The sequence below is a fragment of the Pseudideonella sakaiensis genome (assembly GCF_048320135.1).
Lineage (GTDB): Bacteria > Pseudomonadota > Gammaproteobacteria > Burkholderiales > Burkholderiaceae_C > Ideonella_A > Ideonella_A sakaiensis_A.
In genome coordinates this window covers 1,240,518-1,256,890 of sequence record NZ_CP182947.1, presented here as the reverse complement: position 1 = coordinate 1,256,890, position 16,373 = coordinate 1,240,518, and the positions used below count along the sequence as shown (strand labels likewise).

General features: G+C 66.9%; 15 protein-coding genes. 12 read left to right on the top strand and 3 right to left on the bottom strand.

What is annotated here, in order from left to right; translation table 11 throughout:
• Positions 1 to 45: 45 nt before the first annotated feature.
• The 3 genes from ACNH6H_RS05580 to ACNH6H_RS05570 all read left to right on the top strand — a co-directional run bounded on the left by ACNH6H_RS05580 (position 46) and on the right by ACNH6H_RS05570 (position 3,460).
• Positions 46 to 1,725: an HDOD domain-containing protein gene (locus ACNH6H_RS05580; RefSeq protein ID WP_418316329.1), complete on the top strand. Its 1,680-nt coding sequence runs from the start codon at positions 46 to 48 to the stop codon at positions 1,723 to 1,725.
• 71 nt (positions 1,726 to 1,796) lie between these two features.
• On the top strand, positions 1,797 to 2,867 hold the full coding sequence (locus ACNH6H_RS05575; protein WP_418316327.1) for a tartrate dehydrogenase: 1,071 nt from the start codon (positions 1,797 to 1,799) through the stop codon (positions 2,865 to 2,867).
• A gap of 65 nt (positions 2,868 to 2,932) precedes the next feature.
• Positions 2,933 to 3,460: a carboxymuconolactone decarboxylase family protein gene (locus ACNH6H_RS05570; RefSeq protein WP_418316325.1), complete on the top strand. Its 528-nt coding sequence runs from the start codon at positions 2,933 to 2,935 to the stop codon at positions 3,458 to 3,460.
• A gap of 9 nt (positions 3,461 to 3,469) precedes the next feature.
• Here ACNH6H_RS05570 and ACNH6H_RS05565 read toward each other — a convergent pair whose 3' ends face one another.
• Positions 3,470 to 3,718, bottom strand: coding sequence for a hypothetical protein (locus ACNH6H_RS05565; RefSeq protein WP_418316324.1), 249 nt, complete (start codon positions 3,716 to 3,718; stop codon positions 3,470 to 3,472).
• Positions 3,719 to 4,160: 442 nt separating this feature from the next.
• On the opposite strand from ACNH6H_RS05565, the gene ACNH6H_RS05560 reads away from it, so the two are divergent.
• Positions 4,161 to 5,771: a gamma-glutamyltransferase family protein gene (locus ACNH6H_RS05560; protein WP_418316322.1), complete on the top strand. Its 1,611-nt coding sequence runs from the start codon at positions 4,161 to 4,163 to the stop codon at positions 5,769 to 5,771.
• 362 nt (positions 5,772 to 6,133) lie between these two features.
• Positions 6,134 to 6,847 (top strand): hypothetical protein, encoded by a 714-nt coding sequence (locus ACNH6H_RS05555; RefSeq protein WP_418316320.1) that lies wholly within the window; start codon positions 6,134 to 6,136, stop codon positions 6,845 to 6,847.
• Here ACNH6H_RS05555 and ACNH6H_RS05550 read toward each other — a convergent pair.
• Positions 6,790 to 7,335: a hypothetical protein gene (locus tag ACNH6H_RS05550; RefSeq protein WP_418316318.1), complete on the bottom strand. Its 546-nt coding sequence runs from the start codon at positions 7,333 to 7,335 to the stop codon at positions 6,790 to 6,792. The genes ACNH6H_RS05555 and ACNH6H_RS05550 overlap by 58 nt on opposite strands.
• A gap of 911 nt (positions 7,336 to 8,246) precedes the next feature.
• Here ACNH6H_RS05550 and ACNH6H_RS05545 point away from each other — a divergent pair.
• Positions 8,247 to 9,338: a DnaJ C-terminal domain-containing protein gene (locus tag ACNH6H_RS05545; RefSeq protein ID WP_418316316.1), complete on the top strand. Its 1,092-nt coding sequence runs from the start codon at positions 8,247 to 8,249 to the stop codon at positions 9,336 to 9,338.
• Between the two features lie 263 nt (positions 9,339 to 9,601).
• Here ACNH6H_RS05545 and ACNH6H_RS05540 read toward each other — a convergent pair whose 3' ends face one another.
• Positions 9,602 to 10,519 (bottom strand): phosphotransferase family protein, encoded by a 918-nt coding sequence (locus tag ACNH6H_RS05540; RefSeq protein WP_418316314.1) that lies wholly within the window; start codon positions 10,517 to 10,519, stop codon positions 9,602 to 9,604.
• Positions 10,520 to 10,707: 188 nt separating this feature from the next.
• Here ACNH6H_RS05540 and ACNH6H_RS05535 point away from each other — a divergent pair, with 188 nt between their 5' ends.
• The 6 genes from ACNH6H_RS05535 to ACNH6H_RS05510 are packed head-to-tail and all read left to right on the top strand — an operon-like array spanning position 10,708 to position 16,358.
• Complete coding sequence (locus tag ACNH6H_RS05535; RefSeq protein WP_418316313.1) at positions 10,708 to 11,322, top strand: papain-like cysteine protease family protein; 615 nt, start codon at positions 10,708 to 10,710, stop codon at positions 11,320 to 11,322.
• 58 nt (positions 11,323 to 11,380) lie between these two features.
• Entirely contained in the window at positions 11,381 to 12,487 is a 1,107-nt protein-coding gene (locus ACNH6H_RS05530; protein ID WP_418316311.1) for a serine hydrolase domain-containing protein, read from the top strand.
• A gap of 55 nt (positions 12,488 to 12,542) precedes the next feature.
• Positions 12,543 to 13,496: an ABC transporter substrate-binding protein gene (locus ACNH6H_RS05525; protein WP_418316309.1), complete on the top strand. Its 954-nt coding sequence runs from the start codon at positions 12,543 to 12,545 to the stop codon at positions 13,494 to 13,496.
• Entirely contained in the window at positions 13,493 to 14,680 is a 1,188-nt protein-coding gene (locus tag ACNH6H_RS05520) for an ABC transporter permease (protein WP_418316308.1), read from the top strand. Before ACNH6H_RS05525 ends, ACNH6H_RS05520 begins: the two co-directional genes overlap by 4 nt.
• Positions 14,677 to 15,609 (top strand): ABC transporter ATP-binding protein, encoded by a 933-nt coding sequence (locus ACNH6H_RS05515; RefSeq protein WP_418316306.1) that lies wholly within the window; start codon positions 14,677 to 14,679, stop codon positions 15,607 to 15,609. The genes ACNH6H_RS05520 and ACNH6H_RS05515 overlap by 4 nt, the downstream gene beginning before the upstream one ends.
• The gene (locus tag ACNH6H_RS05510; RefSeq protein WP_418316304.1) at positions 15,606 to 16,358 is read left to right on the top strand and encodes an ABC transporter permease; all 753 of its coding nucleotides are present in this window, start codon (positions 15,606 to 15,608) and stop codon (positions 16,356 to 16,358) included. Before ACNH6H_RS05515 ends, ACNH6H_RS05510 begins: the two co-directional genes overlap by 4 nt.
• Positions 16,359 to 16,373: the final 15 nt, after the last annotated feature.

Sequence of the window (16,373 nt, the reverse complement as noted above, 5' to 3'; positions counted from 1 at the left end):
CTTTTCCGGTGCTGGCTGCAGCCGGTCCGGACGAGAATCGACGCGATGGAGACCCTCGCCATTGCCACGCCCGTGTCGCCCGAAGCCGCCGGCGCCGATCCGGCCGCCGCGGCGCCGGTCGCCGAGCTGACCCCGGAGCAGCTGGCTGCGCAAGCTGCGGCCGACGAGGCTGCCGAACGCGAGGCGCAGTTGCAACGGCTGCTGCAACGGATGCAGCAGAACGCCGATTTCCCGTCGCTGCGCGATTCGATCCGCAGCATCCAGAGCGTTGCGCGGTCCGAATCGGCCCATCTGCGCGCGCTGACCGAGCAGGTGCTCGGCGATGTCGCACTGAGCAACAAGCTGCTGCGGATGATCAATACCGCGTTCTACAGCTCGGTCGGCGGCGGCAGCATCGACAGCCTGGCACGCGCGGTCTCGCTGATGGGTTTTGCGCCGGTCGCGATGCTCGCCAGTTCGCTGACGCTGTTCGACAAGCTGCCGAAGGGGCCGCACGGCGAGCGCGTGCGCAAGGAATTTTCGCGTGCGCTGATGGCCGCGATGCTCGCCAACCAGTTCTGCCCGGTTCGCAGGCTGGAGGAAAGCGCCTATGTCAGCGCACTGTTCCAGAACCTCGGCACGATGCTCGCATGGATGCATTTTCCGGCCGAGGGCGAAGAGATCGAGGCCGTCGTTGCCGCTGGCGAAGAACCAAGTCATGAATCCTTGCAGCTCGCATCGCGCAAGGTGCTCGGCCTGTCGTACGACGATCTGGCGGTCGAGGTGGCGCGCACCTGGGGCTGGCCGGATACGTTGCAGCAGACGCTGCGCAGGCTGGAACCGGCCGATCCCGAGGTCGCGGTCAGCAAGGACGACTATCTGCGCGTCGTCTGCACCGCCGCGAACCGGCTGGCAGCCGAGCTCGAGACGGTCGAAGAGGCGCCGGCACTGGAGGCCTGCCTGCAGGAATTCGGCCGCCGTTATGCGATTGCGCTGAACCTCGACGAGGCGGAACTGCCGGCGATGGTCGAACGGGCACGCGCGCAATGGGGCGACCTCGCATTGGTGCTTGGTTTTGCGAAGCTGCAGCCACGCAAGGAAAAAGCGCCGGCGCGCGGCAACAAGCAGGCTGCCGCTGGCGAGAGCGCCCGCAGCGCACCCGGCCAGTCGGCAGCTGCCGCGGCGGCAGCGCGGCGCGCGCCGATGCCGCGGCGCAGCGATCCGGCCGTCGCCGTTGCGCTGAGTACCGCGCTCGGTACGCTGAGCCAGCGTGCGATGTCCGATGATCCGCTGCCCGAGGTGATGCGGCTGGTGATGGACCTGTTGCGCGATTCGATGCACCTGCAGCGCGTCATCGTCTGTCTCGGCGACAGCGGATCGACCGACCTCGTGGGCCGCCACGGTGTCGGTGACAAGGCCGAGCGGATGGCGCCATTGTTCCGCATTCCGATGCAGCCGCCAGCCGATCTGTTCGGTCTGCTGTGCAGCAAGCAGGCCGACACGCTGATCTCCGACACCACCGACCCGGTGATCGCGAAACGCCTGCCGGCGTGGTTCACGCAGCATGTGAAGGCGCCGTGTTTTGTGCTGTTGCCGCTGGCGCTCGGTGATCGGGTGATTGGCGTGATCTATGGCGACCGCAGCGAGCCGAACAGCCTGACGGTCAACGAAAACGAACTGACCTTGCTGAAGGCGCTGCGCAACCAGCTGGTGATGGCGATGCGGCTGCGCGGTTTCTCCGGTTGAGCCTGCCGCGGGGCAGGCGGCGCATTTCGCCGCACAATGGCGGGCGCAACGTCGCACCGAGGATTCAACCCATGAGCAAGACCCGCAAGATCGCCGTGATACCCGGAGACGGTATCGGCAAGGAAGTGATGCCCGAAGCACTGCGCGTGCTCGAGGTGATCGGCAAACGATTCGGCATCGGCCTCGATCTGAAACAGATCGACTGGGCCAGCTGCGACTACTACGAAGCGAACGGGCAGATGATGCCCGACGACTGGAAGGCCCAGCTGCTGGACTGCGAGGCGATCCTGTTCGGTGCGGTCGGCTGGCCGGCAATCGTCGCCGATCACATCTCGCTGTGGGGTTCGCTGCTGAAGTTCCGCCGCGAGTTCGACCAGTACATCAACCTGCGGCCGGTGCGATTGTTCGAAGGCGTGCCGTGCCCGCTGGCCGGCCGCAAGGCCGGTGACATCGACTACATGCTGGTCCGCGAAAATACCGAGGGCGAATATACGAACCTCGGCGGCGTGATGTATCCGGGCACCGACCGCGAATTCGTGATCCAGGAATCGGTATTCTCGAAATTCGGTGCCGACCGGGTGCTGAAATATGCGTTCGAGCTGGCCCGTTCACGCCAGCGCAAGCACCTGACCGTCGCGACGAAAAGCAACGGCATCGCGATCAGCATGCCGTGGTGGGATGGCCGCGCAGATGCCGTCGCCGCCGACTATCCCGACGTCAAGACCGACAAGCAGCACATCGACATCCTCAGCGCACGTTTCGTGCTGCAGCCCGATCGTTTCGACGTCGTCGTCGCGACCAACCTGTTCGGAGACATCCTCAGCGACCTCGGCCCGGCAACCACCGGAACGATCGGCCTCGCGCCGTCGGCCAACCTGAACCCGGAGCGCAAGTTCCCGTCGCTGTTCGAACCTGTCCACGGCTCGGCACCGGACATCTACGGCAAGGGGATCGCCAATCCGGTTGCGATGATCTGGTCGGCTGCGCTGATGCTCGATTTTCTTGGCCACCGCGATGCCCACGATGCGATCCTGAAGGCGATCGAGGAGGTGCTGGCCCGCGGCCCGCGCACCGGTGATCTTGGTGGCAAGGCGAATACCGTCGAGGTCGGCACCGCGATCGCCGACCTGCTGCAGCGCTGAACGCCGCAGATCTGTCACCCGCGGCGGTCGCAGCGATCGTTGCCCACCCCCGAGGACCCGAACCGATGGCCAGACTGCCTTTTGTGGATGCCGAGACGCCTGGCGTCGATGCCGAACTGGTGCGCGCCGTGCAAGAGCGGCGCGGCGGCACGCTGCTCAACCTCGACCGGCAGCTGTTGCACAGCGCGCCGATCGCGAAGGGCTGGAATACCTACCTCGGCTCGATCCGCACCGGTGGCATCGTCGACGGCGGGTTGCGCGAGCTGGTGATCCTGCTGGTGGCGATCCTGAACCGCGCACCGTACGAATTCTTCCAGCATGCGCCGGTGGCGCTGGCCGAAGGTGTACCGCAGGCCAAGCTCGATGCGTTGAAGAACTGGCGCAATTCGTCGCTGTTCACGCCGAAGGAGCGGCATGTGCTCGCCTACACCGAGGAGATGACGCTTCACGTGCAGGTCGCGCAGCCGGTCTTCGATATCGTGCGCGCGCACTTCAGCGACCGCGAACTGGTTGAACTCACAGCAACGATCGCTGCCTACAACATGGTGTCGCGGTTTCTCGAAGCGCTGCAGATCGAGCCCGAGCAGAATTGAGCGCGTGCGTCAGGCCGCCGACTTCGACCGCTCGAGCCTGATGTCGGAATCGGCGATCGTCATCTGGTCGTTCTGATCGACATGCACCAGATGGCCGTCTGCAAGCTTGTATTCGATCTGTCCGGTCGGCTCCCATTGATCGGGTGTCGCCGACAGCGTCTCGACCAGCGCCAGATGTTCGTAGCAGTGGACCATGTAGTCCTTGCCGTCGCTGCCGCGGGCGTGAAAGCTTTCGAGCAGGTGCAGTTTCTTTTCCATATGCGCCTCCGTTGACCAGCTAGAGGAAATCCCCCATCGGCCGCTTGCGCTACAACGCAGGCAGCCGTCTTGCATTCATCTTAGGCCGATGACAAGGGCGTGACCAGCGCGCCGGCAACAAAGTCCGACCCGATTGTTGGGTTGTGCCTTCCGGCTGTGTCGGGGGCGCCCGCGTTCGGTGCATCGTGGGCTGCTGGCGGCCTGCAGGCGGCAACAACGGCGCGTGTTTTGCCCCGATCTGGTGCCTGCGGCAGTCGCGCCGTCGGTTGCTGCCCGGACAGGTCAGGCTCACTGAGGTCGCCTGCGTGAAGGCGTTGCCGTCCTGCCGCAGCGGCGGTTCCGGTCGGAATGAGCAGTATGCTCTGCGGCGCTGGCCGTCGAGGCGGTCGGCGACCCCGGGCAGGCGCCGCCGCCGTAGCCGATCGCAATTTTCCGAGACCGCATGATGAGCTTCGACTGGAACAACCCCTATCCGACGACCCGCAGCCCGCTGATGGCGCGCAACGTGGTCGCCACCTCGCACCCGCTGTCGTCGCAGGCCGGCCTGCGGATGTTGCTGAAGGGCGGCAATGCCGTCGATGCGGCGATCGCCGCGGCCGCCGCGCTGACGATCGTCGAGCCGATCTCGAACGGCCTGGGCAGCGACAACTTTGCCATCCTGTGGGACGGCAAGGGACTGCATGGCCTGAACTCGTCCGGTGTGGCGCCGGCGACGTGGACACCGGACTATTTCCGCAAGAAATATGGCAACGCGATACCGGAACGCGGCTGGGATTCGGTGACGACACCGGGCGCCGTGGCCGGCTGGGTCGAATTGTCGAAACGTTTCGGCAAGCTGCCGTTCGCCGATCTGATGGAGCCGGCGATCGAACTCGCCGAGCGGGGCCACGGCGTCGGCGTCATCGTTGCCGACAAGTGGGCTCGCCAGGTGCCGGTGCTGAAAAACCAGCCCGGCTTCGCCGAAGCCTTCTTGCCGCGCGGCAGGGCGCCGGAACCCGGCGAACGCTTCGTCTTCAAGGAGGCAGGCCAGACGCTGCGGCGCATCGCAGAGACCAAAGGAGAGGCCTTCTACCGCGGCGACATCGCCGAGAAGCTGGTCGCCCATGCGCAAGCCAATGGCGGCAGCATGGTGCTGTCGGACCTCGCCAATTTCAAGCCCGAGTGGGTCGGCACGATCAGCAAGGAATTTGCCGGCCACACGCTGCACGAGATCCCGCCGAACGGGCAGGGCATTGCCGCCTTGATGGCGCTGGGCATGCTCGGCCACGTCGATCTGGCGAGCCTGCCGGTCGACAGCGTCGAGTCGCAGCACCTGCAGATCGAGGCGATGAAGCTGGCCTTCGCCGATACCTACCGCTGGGTCGCCGACCGTGGCGCGATGAAGGACGTCAGCGTCGAGGACCTGCTCAGCGATGCCTACCTGGCCGAACGTGCCAAGTTGATTCAGCGCGACCGCGCCGGCGATTTCAAGCACGGCAATCCGCCGAAGGGCGGCACGATCTATCTGACCGCAGCCGACGAGCACGGCATGATGATCAGCTTCATCCAGTCGAACTACATGGGTTTCGGCAGCGGCATCGTCGTTCCTGGAACCGGCGTCAGCCTGCAGAACCGCGGCTTCGGTTTCTCCCACGACGAGCAGCACCCGAACATCGTCGCGCCGGGCAAGCGGCCGTTCCACACCATCATCCCCGGCTTCCTGATGAAGGACGGCAAACCGCAGATGAGCTTCGGCGTGATGGGCGGCAACATGCAGCCGCAAGGCCATTTGCAGACGCTGGTGCGGATGCTGGTGCACAAGCAGCAGCCACAGGCCGCCTGCGACGCGCCGCGCTGGAAGGTGGCCACCGGCCGCACCGTCGACTTCGAGCAGACGATGGATCCTGCGCTGCAGGACGGCTTGAAGAAACTCGGCCACCAGTTCGAATTGACCGCTGACAGTTATATGGACTACGGCAGCGGCCAGTTCATCTGGCGTTTGTCTGACGAACCCGACGATGGTTATGTCGCGGCAAGCGACTCGAGGCGCGACGGACAGGCCGTCGGCTTCTGATCACGCCGATCGAACAGACCTGGGCTGTGTGCGGACATCCGTCGCTGGTGGCACCGTTGGTGCCTATTTGCGGCCGCCAGCGCCGCAACGGCGTGTAGGCTGGATCCGATCCGCCGTTCGGCTGCAGGCTCGCCGGCGTGCCGGACGAGCCGGATGGCCCGTGTAGGCCAATGCCGAGTCGCCCGGGGCTCGCCGCGGGCAGCCCCGCCCCGACTGGCCCTGCGCCATGTCGTTCGCGCCGCACGGCGTTGTCGGACGCCGCCTGATGCTTTAGCGAGTCGTTACCAAGCACAGCACACTGCAACGGCCATCGCGACTAGATTCTGGTCACTCCAACTCCCAACCAAATCCAGGAGATTCAGATGACCAAAAACAAATTCAGCCTTGTTGCAGCAGCCGTGATTGCATTGACCAGTGGGTCGGTGCTTGCCCAGACAAACAACACGACGCGTAGCGATACCAGCACGCAGACCACGCAGTCGGTGGCACCGACCGCCGGCACCCGTGTCGATACCAATTCGAACTTCAAGGCGATGCCGCACAGCAACGTCACGATCAGCCCGAGCGCGACGACCAACCAGACGACGTCGGCTTCGCAGAACACCGCGACAACAAGCAACGTGCAGGCACCGTCCGGCGCTGCTTCTGCTCCGACCGGCCGCACCAGCAACCGGACCAGCAGCAACACGAGTACCGACGCCAGCCAGTCGGTCACGCCGCAGGCCGGCACCTCGATGAACACCAACAGCACGTTCAAGGCCATGCCGAACAGCAACGTGACGATCAGCCCGAGCGCGACCACCAACCAGAGCACGAGCGCAACGCAGAATACCGGGACGACGAGCAACACTGGCGTCGGCGGTAGCGCAGGCGGCAGCAGCACGACCGGCGCGACCGTTTCCGGCGGCGCGATTGCAGGCGCAGGCGCGGCTGGCACCGGCGCGATGAGCGCTGGCTCGGTCAGCAGCGAGATCAATGCCGATGGTCCGGGCATGCGCAACCAGGGCAAGGCCAAGGGTCATGACGATGACCACAAGAAGGACAAGAAGGAAAAGCGCGAGAAGCGCCAGGACTGACCTGAGCGGCGCGTTGGTGCCGCGCTGAGCCGCGGCCCACACTGACTGCACACGGACCGGCCCGTTGCTGGGGAACTCGACATTCCCCAACGACGGGCCAACCGTTGATGCATGCCGCAACCGTCCAACAACTGTCGTCGCACGATGAAACTGCTTGCCGCCCTCGCCCTGATGTTGTACGCCTCCACCGCTTCGTTGGCGGCGGCGGAGACTTCGAGCCACAGCGTCGTCAGTACCAGCAGTGTCAGCAGCACGTCCGGCTCCACGTCGACCACTGCGAGCACAAGGTCCGGCATCAGCAGCAGTAGCAGTACGAGCATCACGACAAGCACGACCAGCAGTTCAGTTGGCGGCGATACATCGACACACATCACCAGCACCATCCGTGGCAACGCCGACGAGGTCGGAACGACTTCATGTCGAGCAGTTGCCAACGGCCGCCGCTGCGCAATCAGCTGCCGCGCACCCGAGGTGGCGCAATGCGTCAAGCCATCTCGCGAAAAACGGCCACGCTGCAGCTGCCGGTGACGGGCAGGGACCAATCCCACCGGACGTACATTGGAAGGCCGGATCCGGCCCGGAGCGGACATCTGGCGCCTGGGCGTGCCAAACTTTGTAGGAGGGGCTTCAGCCCCGATTCGGGATGGCGGTGGTCGGCAGCTGGCACCCGCAGATCGAGCGGGCGCGGCAGGCGGCACCCGGTCGTGGCTCATGATGCGGCGGTCCTCGCTGGCGCTCGGACTGCGCTGCGATGCTCGGTCCAGGGTCGCGCGGCGGAACTCGCTACGTTCGCTGCGCTCACTGCGCTCGGACAGCCGCCGCGAGCATGTTTGTTGATGCTCGCTGCGCTCGCCGACCCTGAACCTCCGCTTCTCGCCGCCGCATAAATCGCCCCGCCCGGGCACCGCCTGCCGCGCTGCAACGATGATGCGCTTCGTCGAATGTTTCGGTGGGTGCGCAAAGGCGCGGGCGGGGGGCTGCTGGCGCGCATATGCGCAGCCGAGAAGCGGAGGTCTTGTGGCCCGCGAGCGCAGCGAGCATCAACAACTGGCTTGTCGCGGACTGTCTGAGCGCAACGAGCGAAGCGAGTGCAGCGAGTTTCCGCGACGGGCCACAAGAGCGAGCATCGCAGGGAACCCGAGCGCCCGGCGCGAGGGCAAGCATCTAAGCGCAAGCGGCCGCCCGACCGCGCCTTTGCTCTCGCCTCTGTGTGCCTGACGATTCGCAGTCGTGCAAGAGCCCGAATCGGGGCTGAAGCCCCTCCTACAAAGTTTGGCACGGCCCATGCGCCAGATGTCCGCTCCGGGCCCGCAACCAAACGTCGATGCTGCTTCTGCTGCGGTGCAGCATAATGAGCTTTGCACCGCCTGCGCCAGCCCCCCTCCTGCACTCACCACCGATGGATACCGACGATGCCTTTGCCGAACTGGGCCTGCGGCCGAGTGCCAGCGAGGCCGAGGTCAAGGCTGCCTGGCGGCGGCTCGTGTCGCAATGGCATCCGGATCGCAATGTCAGCGCCGCAGCGGTCGAGCGGATGCAGCGGATCAACCGTGCATTCAAGGCGATCCGGCACTCGGGTTTTGCGCCGGGCACTGCCAGGGCTGATGCCACCGATCCGGCGACGCCGGAACCGGGCCGTGCTTCGTCGGCGCGAGCGGGCACCAGCCGGCAGCGCCAGGGCCGCGGCACCGACGGCGCCGAGGCGCGCGACACCCGCCGGCCGCGGCGCACGATCAGCCGCAAGATCAAGCTGACGCTGGAGGAGGCTGCTGCCGGCAGCACCCGCGTCATCGATGGCCGCATCACGACCGGTTGCCGGCGTTGCGACGGCGTCGGCCACCGGATTCTCGGTGGACATTGCAGCACCTGCGGCGGATCCGGGGCGGTGCGGCAACGCAGCTGGTTCGGCTGGATCGCGACGCAAACCGAATGCGAAGACTGTCACGGCGCCGGTATCGCCCGCCAGCGGTGCGTGGCCTGCAATGGATCGGGCAGCGAATCGATCGAATACAGCCTGCGCTTTCGCATTCCGGTCGGCGCACGTGATGGTGACCAATTGCATGTCGATGGCGCCACCCAGAAACCGGCGCCGGCGCCGGTCGACCTGAATATCCGCATCGAGCTGATCGAGCACCGCCTGTTCCGGCTCGAGGCTGACGGCACGGTCCGCTGCGAAGTGCCGGTCGATGGTTTCAAATGGATCGCCAACCGGGCTGTCGACGTGCCGACGCTGGCCGGCCCGCAAGCGCTGCAACTCGAGCGCGGACGGCTCGACTATCGGCTGCGCGGGCAGGGTTTCCCGGTTGAGCGACGCGGCCCTGCCGGTGACCAGCTGATCAGGATCGAGCTGATCTTTCCGACCAGTTTGAGTGCCGACCAGCAGATCCTGCTCGACCAGCTGGTCGCAACGACCAGCGGCAGCAATGCCGACGAGCGGCTGCAGCAGTGGCAACAGACCTGGGGCGGCAGTCGCGGCGACAGCCACGCCTGATTGGTCACGATCGCGAGGCCCGGCGGCGCCTCCAGCGCCGCTTCATCATGACCCACCGGTGCTCGAGCCACAGCGTGAACCGCGCCACCGGATTGCGCGTGCGATTGCGTCGGGCACCTCGTTTTCGAGCCCACCGAAGGCCTGATCGAGTTTGCGTTGTCCTTCGTCGTATTCATCGTTGAAGGCGCAGCGGCTGAGCCGATCGACCCCGAAGCAGCCGATCGGTTCAATCGGTCCTGGACGGGAGCGAGCGGATACAGCGCTCACGGCCAGATCAGCGCCGCCAGCGTCGGAAAATCCGGCGCGGCCTGCCAGCCGGGCATCGCAATCTGTGCCTGCAGATGGCTGTAGCGGTGCAGCAGCAGCAGGCGCATCAGCTCGTTGCGTCGGCGTCGATCGAACCGGCGGCCGTGATAGCCGTCGAAAAACGCATCGATGCAGTCGGCATCGCCGGCGGCCAGAAAACACAGGGGACCGAGCCAGTCGTATTCAGGCGGGCCGAGCAGGCCGTCGCCGAAATCGAACATTCCGGACAGCGCGCCGTGCTGGTGCAACAGGTTGAACGGCGTGTATTCGCCGGTCAGGATCACCGCCGGCCCCTGCGGTACCGGTCCGTCCAGGAAGTCATCGAGCTGCGTCAGCAGGTGCGCGGGCAGGCCGGTGCGCTGCTGGCGCTGCCGGCAGCGCTCGCGTTGCAGCTTCAGGAAATCGGTCCAACGCGGCGCCAACGCCGGCATGGCGCCGAGCGGCAGTGCATGAACCTCGGCTGCGACTCGGCCGATCGTCTGCAGCACCACGCTGCGCTGGCGCTTCGCCAGCGCCGGCCAGACACGATCGAGCGGCGTGCCCGGCAGCTGCGTCATCACGAGGCCGGGCCAGCCGGCGTGCTCGAGACTGTCGACGAGACGCGGCGTTGGCAGCGACAAGCGGTCGTGCAGGTGGGTCAGCATCGCGTGCTCGAAAACGCAGTGGTCGCGCAGCGATGGCGGATACAGCTTCAGTACCAGATCGTCGCCGAGCAGCGCGACCAGCACGGTCCCGTCGCCTGCCGCTACCGCCGGCGCGCTGCTGTAACGCGCGCCGAGCGTGGCGACGACACCGATCCAGCGTGCAGGGTGCTGCCGCAACGCGTCGAATTCGGCCACGTCGGGATTGGCGGGCAGTTGGGGCTGGGTGGACATCTGTGGTCGGGCCGGTCTGCGCCGGGATCGTGACTGCGGCGCCGGATTGCCGCAAGCGTGACGGTCGGATCGTGATCAGAATGCACCTGGAACGGCTTTGGCCGTGCCGTACCCCCCAAGACCTTGGGGGGCAATGGGCTTGTCCTTGCCGGTCGGAATGGCCAGACTGGGCAGCGAAGGAGTTCGCCATGCCAGCCGTCGCGCCCCCGGTCAACCATTTGCAGCAGATCACGCAATACGACTGCTGGCACGCCGCATTGCGCATGATGCTGAAATGGCGCGACGGCGCCGCGGCCGAGCCGCAAGGCACGCACACCGACTGGCTGTATCTGCGCTGCCGCGAGGCGCAGAATGGATACCAGCACGAGAGGCAGACCGCACTTGCGGGCATCGCCAATCCGACACCGGTCGAGCAGTACAACGCCAGTCGCACGGCGAAGATCGCGGTCGAGAACTGGGCTCGCACGCGCAGGCTCGGCGGCGCAGCGGGTTACCGGCCGTTCGAGTCGGCGAGCCGGCCGGGGCTGACGATTGCGTTGCTGCCGATGATCCTCGGCGAAAACCGCCTGCGCGCGGTGCGCGGTGCCGCGCTGACCGAGGAACTGGGAGCCAGTTCGGATGCCATCGGCACGATGCTGACGACCCACGGCCCGCTCTACTGCCTGCTCGGTTTTGGCCACGTCGTCGTCGTCACCGGAATTGACGGCGAAAACTTGACTGTCTGCGACCCGTTGCTGCCGGCACCGAATACGCAGGGTATCGGCGCGGTGGCGAATTCGCCGGCCGTCGCTCGCCTGGCCTGAGTGGGTGGTGGTTTCGAGCAGTTGGCGAGCCGCTGTCAATATGGGTTCCAATCGGGTGATGCCCAATCCGAATGCTCCCGCTGTCGACCTCGCGACCGCCATCGCCACCGCCCAGTCTCATGAAACCCCCTGGCCGCGCGACCCGCATGCCGAGCCGCAGCCCGGACAGGCGCCATGGGGTGTGCACCACGACGATCCGCCGCCGTACAACCGGCTGCGCGGGCCGGTTCATTCGCGAGGCCCGCAGTCGGGCGTCGTGCTGCAGCATGGCCGCGAGATCGCCGCATGGGGCGAGCCGGATCGGCCCGATCTGACCTTCAGCGTCGCAAAGACCTACCTCGCGCTGCTCGCCGGCATCGCCCAGCGGCAGGGCCTGTTGCCGGATGAGGACGAACCGGTATCTGCGCGGTTGCCGGGCATCGGTTTCGACAGCGATCACAACCGTGCCATCACCTGGACCCAGCTGCTGGTGCAGACCAGCGAATGGGAGGGCAGCTGTTTCGGTTTGCCCGACAGCGTCGACCGCTGGCGCAAGCTGGCGCAGGATCCGCGGCCGGCCGACGGGCCGAAAGGTGGCCAGCGGCCGCTGCGTGCGCCGGGCATTTACTGGGAATACAACGATGTGCGGATCAACCAGCTGTCTCTCGCGCTGCTGCATCTGTTTCGCGAGCCGCTGCCCGATGTCTTTCTGCGCGAACTGCTGCAGCCGCTCGGTGGCGGCGAGGGTTTTGCCTGGCGCGGCTACGACGACTCGTGGGTCGATCTGCCGGGGCGGGGGCAGGTGCAATCGGTGCCGGGCGGCACGCACTGGGGCGGCGGGGTATCGATCAGCGCGCGTGACCAGGCGCGCATCGGCCAGCTGTTTCTCGACAACGGCAAGTCTGCCGACGGCCGCCAGCTGATCGGTGCCGACTGGCTGCAGCGGATGGCCGAGCCGTGTGGCATCGCGCCGTTCTACGGCCGGCTGCTGTGGCTGAACCGCGACGGCAAGGCTTTTCCTGGTGCCTCGCGGCAGGCGCTGATGATGCTCGGTGCAGGCGGCCATTCGGTGTGGATCGAGCCGGCATTCGATGCAGTCGTTGTATTGCGCTGGCTCGATCCGGCGTCGCTGTCTTCGGTCGTCGGCCAGCTGGCCGCCGCGCTGGCTGCACCAGCGGCTGCCTGAGGCCGCGCCGACGCGGTATCGTGTGCGCTGTAGCAACCATCGCCTGGAGATTCCGATGCCGCATCCCCTTCGCCGCCGTGCCGGCCTGATTGCGATTGCCGCCGCGCTGTTCGGCACTGGAGCGCTGTCCGGTTTTGCGACAGATGCTGCGGCGCAGACGCAGCGGCCGGTACGGGTCGCGTCGAAGATCGATACCGAAGGTTCGCTGCTCGGCCAGCTGATCATCAAGACGCTCGAAGCCGGCGGCGTCAAGACCGAAAACAGGCTGCAGCTCGGCACGACGAAGATCGTCCGCACCGCGCTGATCTCCGGCGAGATCGACCTCTACCCCGAATACACCGGCAACGGCGCCTTCTTCTTCTCCGACGAAAAGAATCCGGCCTGGAAAAACCATGCGGCCGGTTTTTCGCGCGTGAAAGAGCTCGATGCCGAACACAACAAGCTGGTCTGGCTGCAGCCGTCGCCAGCAAACAATACCTGGGCAATTGCGGTGCGCAAGGACCTGGCGCAAAAACACAAGCTGCAATCGCTCGCCGATCTTGGCAAATACCTCGCCGGCGGCGGCAGTTTCAAGCTCGCCGCGTCGGCCGAGTTCGTCGAGCGGCCCGATGCCTTGCCGGCCTTCCAGTCGGCCTACGGATTCAAGCTGAAGCAGGATCAGCTGCTGGCGCTGGCCGGCGGCGATACCGCGGTGACGATCAAGGCCGCCGCCGAGCAGACATCGGGCGTCAATGCCGCGATGGCCTATGGCACCGACGGCCCGGTTTCCGCGCTCGGCCTGATGATCCTCGACGATCCGAAAGGCGTGCAGCCGGTCTATGCGCCGGCCGCGGTGGTTCGCGAAGCGGTGCTGAAACAGCATCCAAAAATCGCGACGCTACTCGCGCCGGTTTTCCAGACGCTCGATGGGCCGACGCTGCAGCGGCTGAATGCGCAGATCGCGCTCGAGGGCCAGGATGCCGGCAAGGTTGCTGAAAACCATCTGAAGGCCAAGGGCCTGATCAAGTGACAGCGGCGCCGATGCCGGTTTCCGGCATCGTCGACAGCCCGCCGCGCGCCGCCGGCATCGTCCGCCAGCGGGTGCTCGCGGTGCTGCTGGTCGCGCTGCTGCTGGCCTTGTGGCTGCTGCCGTTTCTGCGCGTCGCGCCGAACCGCCTGCTGAGCGGGCAGGGCGTTAACTTGCTCGTCGTGCTGCATGGCGGGTGGTATCTGCTCGGCCTCGGACTGGTCTGGCTGGCTGCCGCGGTGGTGCTGCCGCCACGCCGCGGCATCGACTTCGTCACCGTGCTGGTGGCTGCGCTGTTGCTCGCCGGCCTGACGGCGCTGGCTGGCGCCGAGGCAACGCGCCAGTCGGCGCTGTTGTCGCCGCTGGCGCGGGTGTCGCTGAACGGCGGCTTCTGGCTTGGCGCGCTGCTGCTGTGGGCAATCGGCGCCGACGCGCTGCGGCGCCTGTGGCCTGGCCGTGCGCTGGCCGTCGTGTTGCTGCTGCCGCCGGTGCTGCTGCTGGCAGGCGGCGCGCTCGACGACCTGTCGCTGCTGAAGGAATATGCCAACCGCGATGAGGTCTTCGCGGCCGCGGTGCTGCGCCATCTGCAGATCGTCGGCGTCAGCCTGCTGCCGGCGCTGCTGGTCGGCCTGCCGCTCGACGTCGCCGCGGCGCGCCGCCCAGGTCTTGCGCGGCCATTGTTCGTCGTGTTGAACCTGGTCCAGACGATTCCGTCGATCGCCTTGTTCGGCCTGCTGATCGGACCGCTCGCCTGGCTCGGCCAGGCCTGGCCGGCTTCCGGCGTGCAGGGCATCGGGCTGCTGCCGGCGGCGATCGCATTGACCTTGTATGCGCTGCTGCCGATCGTCCATGGCGTGACGTCGGGGCTGCAGCAGATCGCGCCGCCGGTGCTCGAGGCGGCCAGCGCGATGGGGATGAGCCGCCGCCAGCGCTTCTGGCAGATCGAGTGCCCGCTCGCCTGGCCGGTGCTGCTGTCGGCGCTTCGGCTGACGACGGTGCAACTGGTCGGGCTGGTCGTCGTCGCGGCGCTGATTGGCGCCGGCGGGCTCGGTGCGATCGTTTTCCAAGGCCTGCTCGGCAGTGCACTCGACCTGGTGCTGCTCGGCGTGATACCGGTGCTCGCGATCGCACTCGTCGTCGATGCCGGCTTTGCGGTGTTGCTGCGCGCCAGCGTACCGTCACGATGATCGAATTGCGCGAGGTCGGCAAACGGTATGGCGACGTGGCCGCGGTCGGCGGCGTCTCGCTGCAGGTCGAGCCGGCCAGCATCACGGTGCTGGTCGGTGCCTCCGGCTCCGGCAAATCGACGCTGCTGCGGTTGATCAACCGGCTGATCGAGCTCGACAGCGGGCAGATCCTGCTCGATGGCGCCGATATCCGTGATGGCCCGGCCGAACAGCTGCGCCGCCGCATCGGTTATGTGATCCAGTCGACCGGCCTGTTTCCGCACTGGAGCGTCGCCCGCAACATCGCCACCGTGCCGCGCCTGCTCGGCTGGCCGGCAGCGGAGATCGACGGCCGGGTCGACGAGCTGCTCGAATTGCTGGGGCTCGATCCGGCGCAGTTTCGCGGCCGCTATCCACACCAGCTGTCGGGCGGCCAGCAGCAGCGGGTCGGCGTGGCCCGCGCGCTGGCGGCGCGGCCGTCGGTGCTGCTGATGGACGAGCCGTTTGCCGCGCTCGATCCGCTGACGCGGCAGACGCTGCAGCGTGAGCTGCTGCGCATCCAGCAGGCGCTGCAGACGACGGTGGTGCTGGTCACCCATGATGTCGACGAGGCGCTGCTGCTCGGCCGGCAGATCGTGCTGCTCGATCAGGGCAGGGTGGTGCAGGCCGGCACGCCGCGGCAATTGCTGCTCGAACCGGCCAGTGAGCGCGTATCGTCGTTTTTCGGCGCGGGCGCGCTCGAAATGCGGCAGCTCGAATTCCGCTCGGTCGCCGAGATCATGCAAACCGGCGAGGCGGCCGATGGCCCGGCGTTGCGGCCGGAGGACAGCCTGCAGCAGGCGCTGACCGCCTTCCTGTCGAGCCGCAGCGAGCGGTTACCGGTCGCCGACCATGCAGGCCGATCACTCGGTGTGGTCCGGTTTGTCGATCTGCTCGACCCGCCGCGATGAGTCGAGTTATGGGCCGGCTGCGGCAGGAGCCGCTGTTGTGGGCTCTGCCCGGCCTGCTGCTGCTGGCTGCCGGCATGCCGTTGCTGAAGCCGGTTTTTGCCGCGCTTTTTCCGCAGCTGCAGCGGCCGATGTACGAGCAGGATTCGTTTCTCGCGCTGCTTGCGGCACATGCCGGTCTGGTGGCCGCATCGAGTGCGGCGGCGGTGCTGGTCGGTGTTGCTGCCGGCTGGTTCGTGACCCGGTCCGTCGGCCGCGAATTCAGGCCGCTGGTCGAGATGGCCACGGCAATCGGCCAGACGGTGCCGCCGGTTGCAGTGCTCGCGGTGGCCGCACCGCTGATCGGTTTTGGCGCCTGGCCGGCGCTGATCGCGCTGGCCTTGTACGGCGTGCTGCCGGTATTGCGCGGAAGCGTTGCCGGATTCGAGTCGGTGTCGCCGCATGTGCTCGAGGCGGCTCGCGGGCAGGGTCTGACCGGCTGGCAGTTGTTGCGCAGCGTCGAATGGCCGCTGGCGGCGCCGGTGCTGCTTGCCGGCGTGCGCACCTCGGTCGTGATCAATATCGGCACCGCGGCGATTGCATCGACGGTTGGCGCGCGCACGCTCGGCACGCCGATCGTGATCGGCCTGTCCGGCTTTAATACCGCCTATGTGCTGCAGGGTGCCGTGCTGGCCGGTGCGCTGGCGATCGTCACCGACATGGCGTTCGCGCGCCTCGGCCGCCATCTGCAGCGCTGGCGCGACGCCGCCTGACGGCGCCGCGACGGT

Coding starts and splice junctions, on each gene's coding strand:
- ACNH6H_RS05580 (WP_418316329.1), top strand. CDS start 46: ATGGAGACCCTCGCCATTGCCACGCCCGTGTCGCCCGAAGCCGCCGGC.
- ACNH6H_RS05575 (WP_418316327.1), top strand. CDS start 1,797: ATGAGCAAGACCCGCAAGATCGCCGTGATACCCGGAGACGGTATCGGC.
- ACNH6H_RS05570 (WP_418316325.1), top strand. CDS start 2,933: ATGGCCAGACTGCCTTTTGTGGATGCCGAGACGCCTGGCGTCGATGCC.
- ACNH6H_RS05565 (WP_418316324.1), bottom strand. CDS start 3,718: ATGGAAAAGAAACTGCACCTGCTCGAAAGCTTTCACGCCCGCGGCAGC.
- ACNH6H_RS05560 (WP_418316322.1), top strand. CDS start 4,161: ATGATGAGCTTCGACTGGAACAACCCCTATCCGACGACCCGCAGCCCG.
- ACNH6H_RS05555 (WP_418316320.1), top strand. CDS start 6,134: ATGACCAAAAACAAATTCAGCCTTGTTGCAGCAGCCGTGATTGCATTG.
- ACNH6H_RS05545 (WP_418316316.1), top strand. CDS start 8,247: ATGGATACCGACGATGCCTTTGCCGAACTGGGCCTGCGGCCGAGTGCC.
- ACNH6H_RS05540 (WP_418316314.1), bottom strand. CDS start 10,519: ATGTCCACCCAGCCCCAACTGCCCGCCAATCCCGACGTGGCCGAATTC.
- ACNH6H_RS05535 (WP_418316313.1), top strand. CDS start 10,708: ATGCCAGCCGTCGCGCCCCCGGTCAACCATTTGCAGCAGATCACGCAA.
- ACNH6H_RS05530 (WP_418316311.1), top strand. CDS start 11,381: ATGCCCAATCCGAATGCTCCCGCTGTCGACCTCGCGACCGCCATCGCC.
- ACNH6H_RS05525 (WP_418316309.1), top strand. CDS start 12,543: ATGCCGCATCCCCTTCGCCGCCGTGCCGGCCTGATTGCGATTGCCGCC.
- ACNH6H_RS05515 (WP_418316306.1), top strand. CDS start 14,677: ATGATCGAATTGCGCGAGGTCGGCAAACGGTATGGCGACGTGGCCGCG.
- ACNH6H_RS05510 (WP_418316304.1), top strand. CDS start 15,606: ATGAGTCGAGTTATGGGCCGGCTGCGGCAGGAGCCGCTGTTGTGGGCT.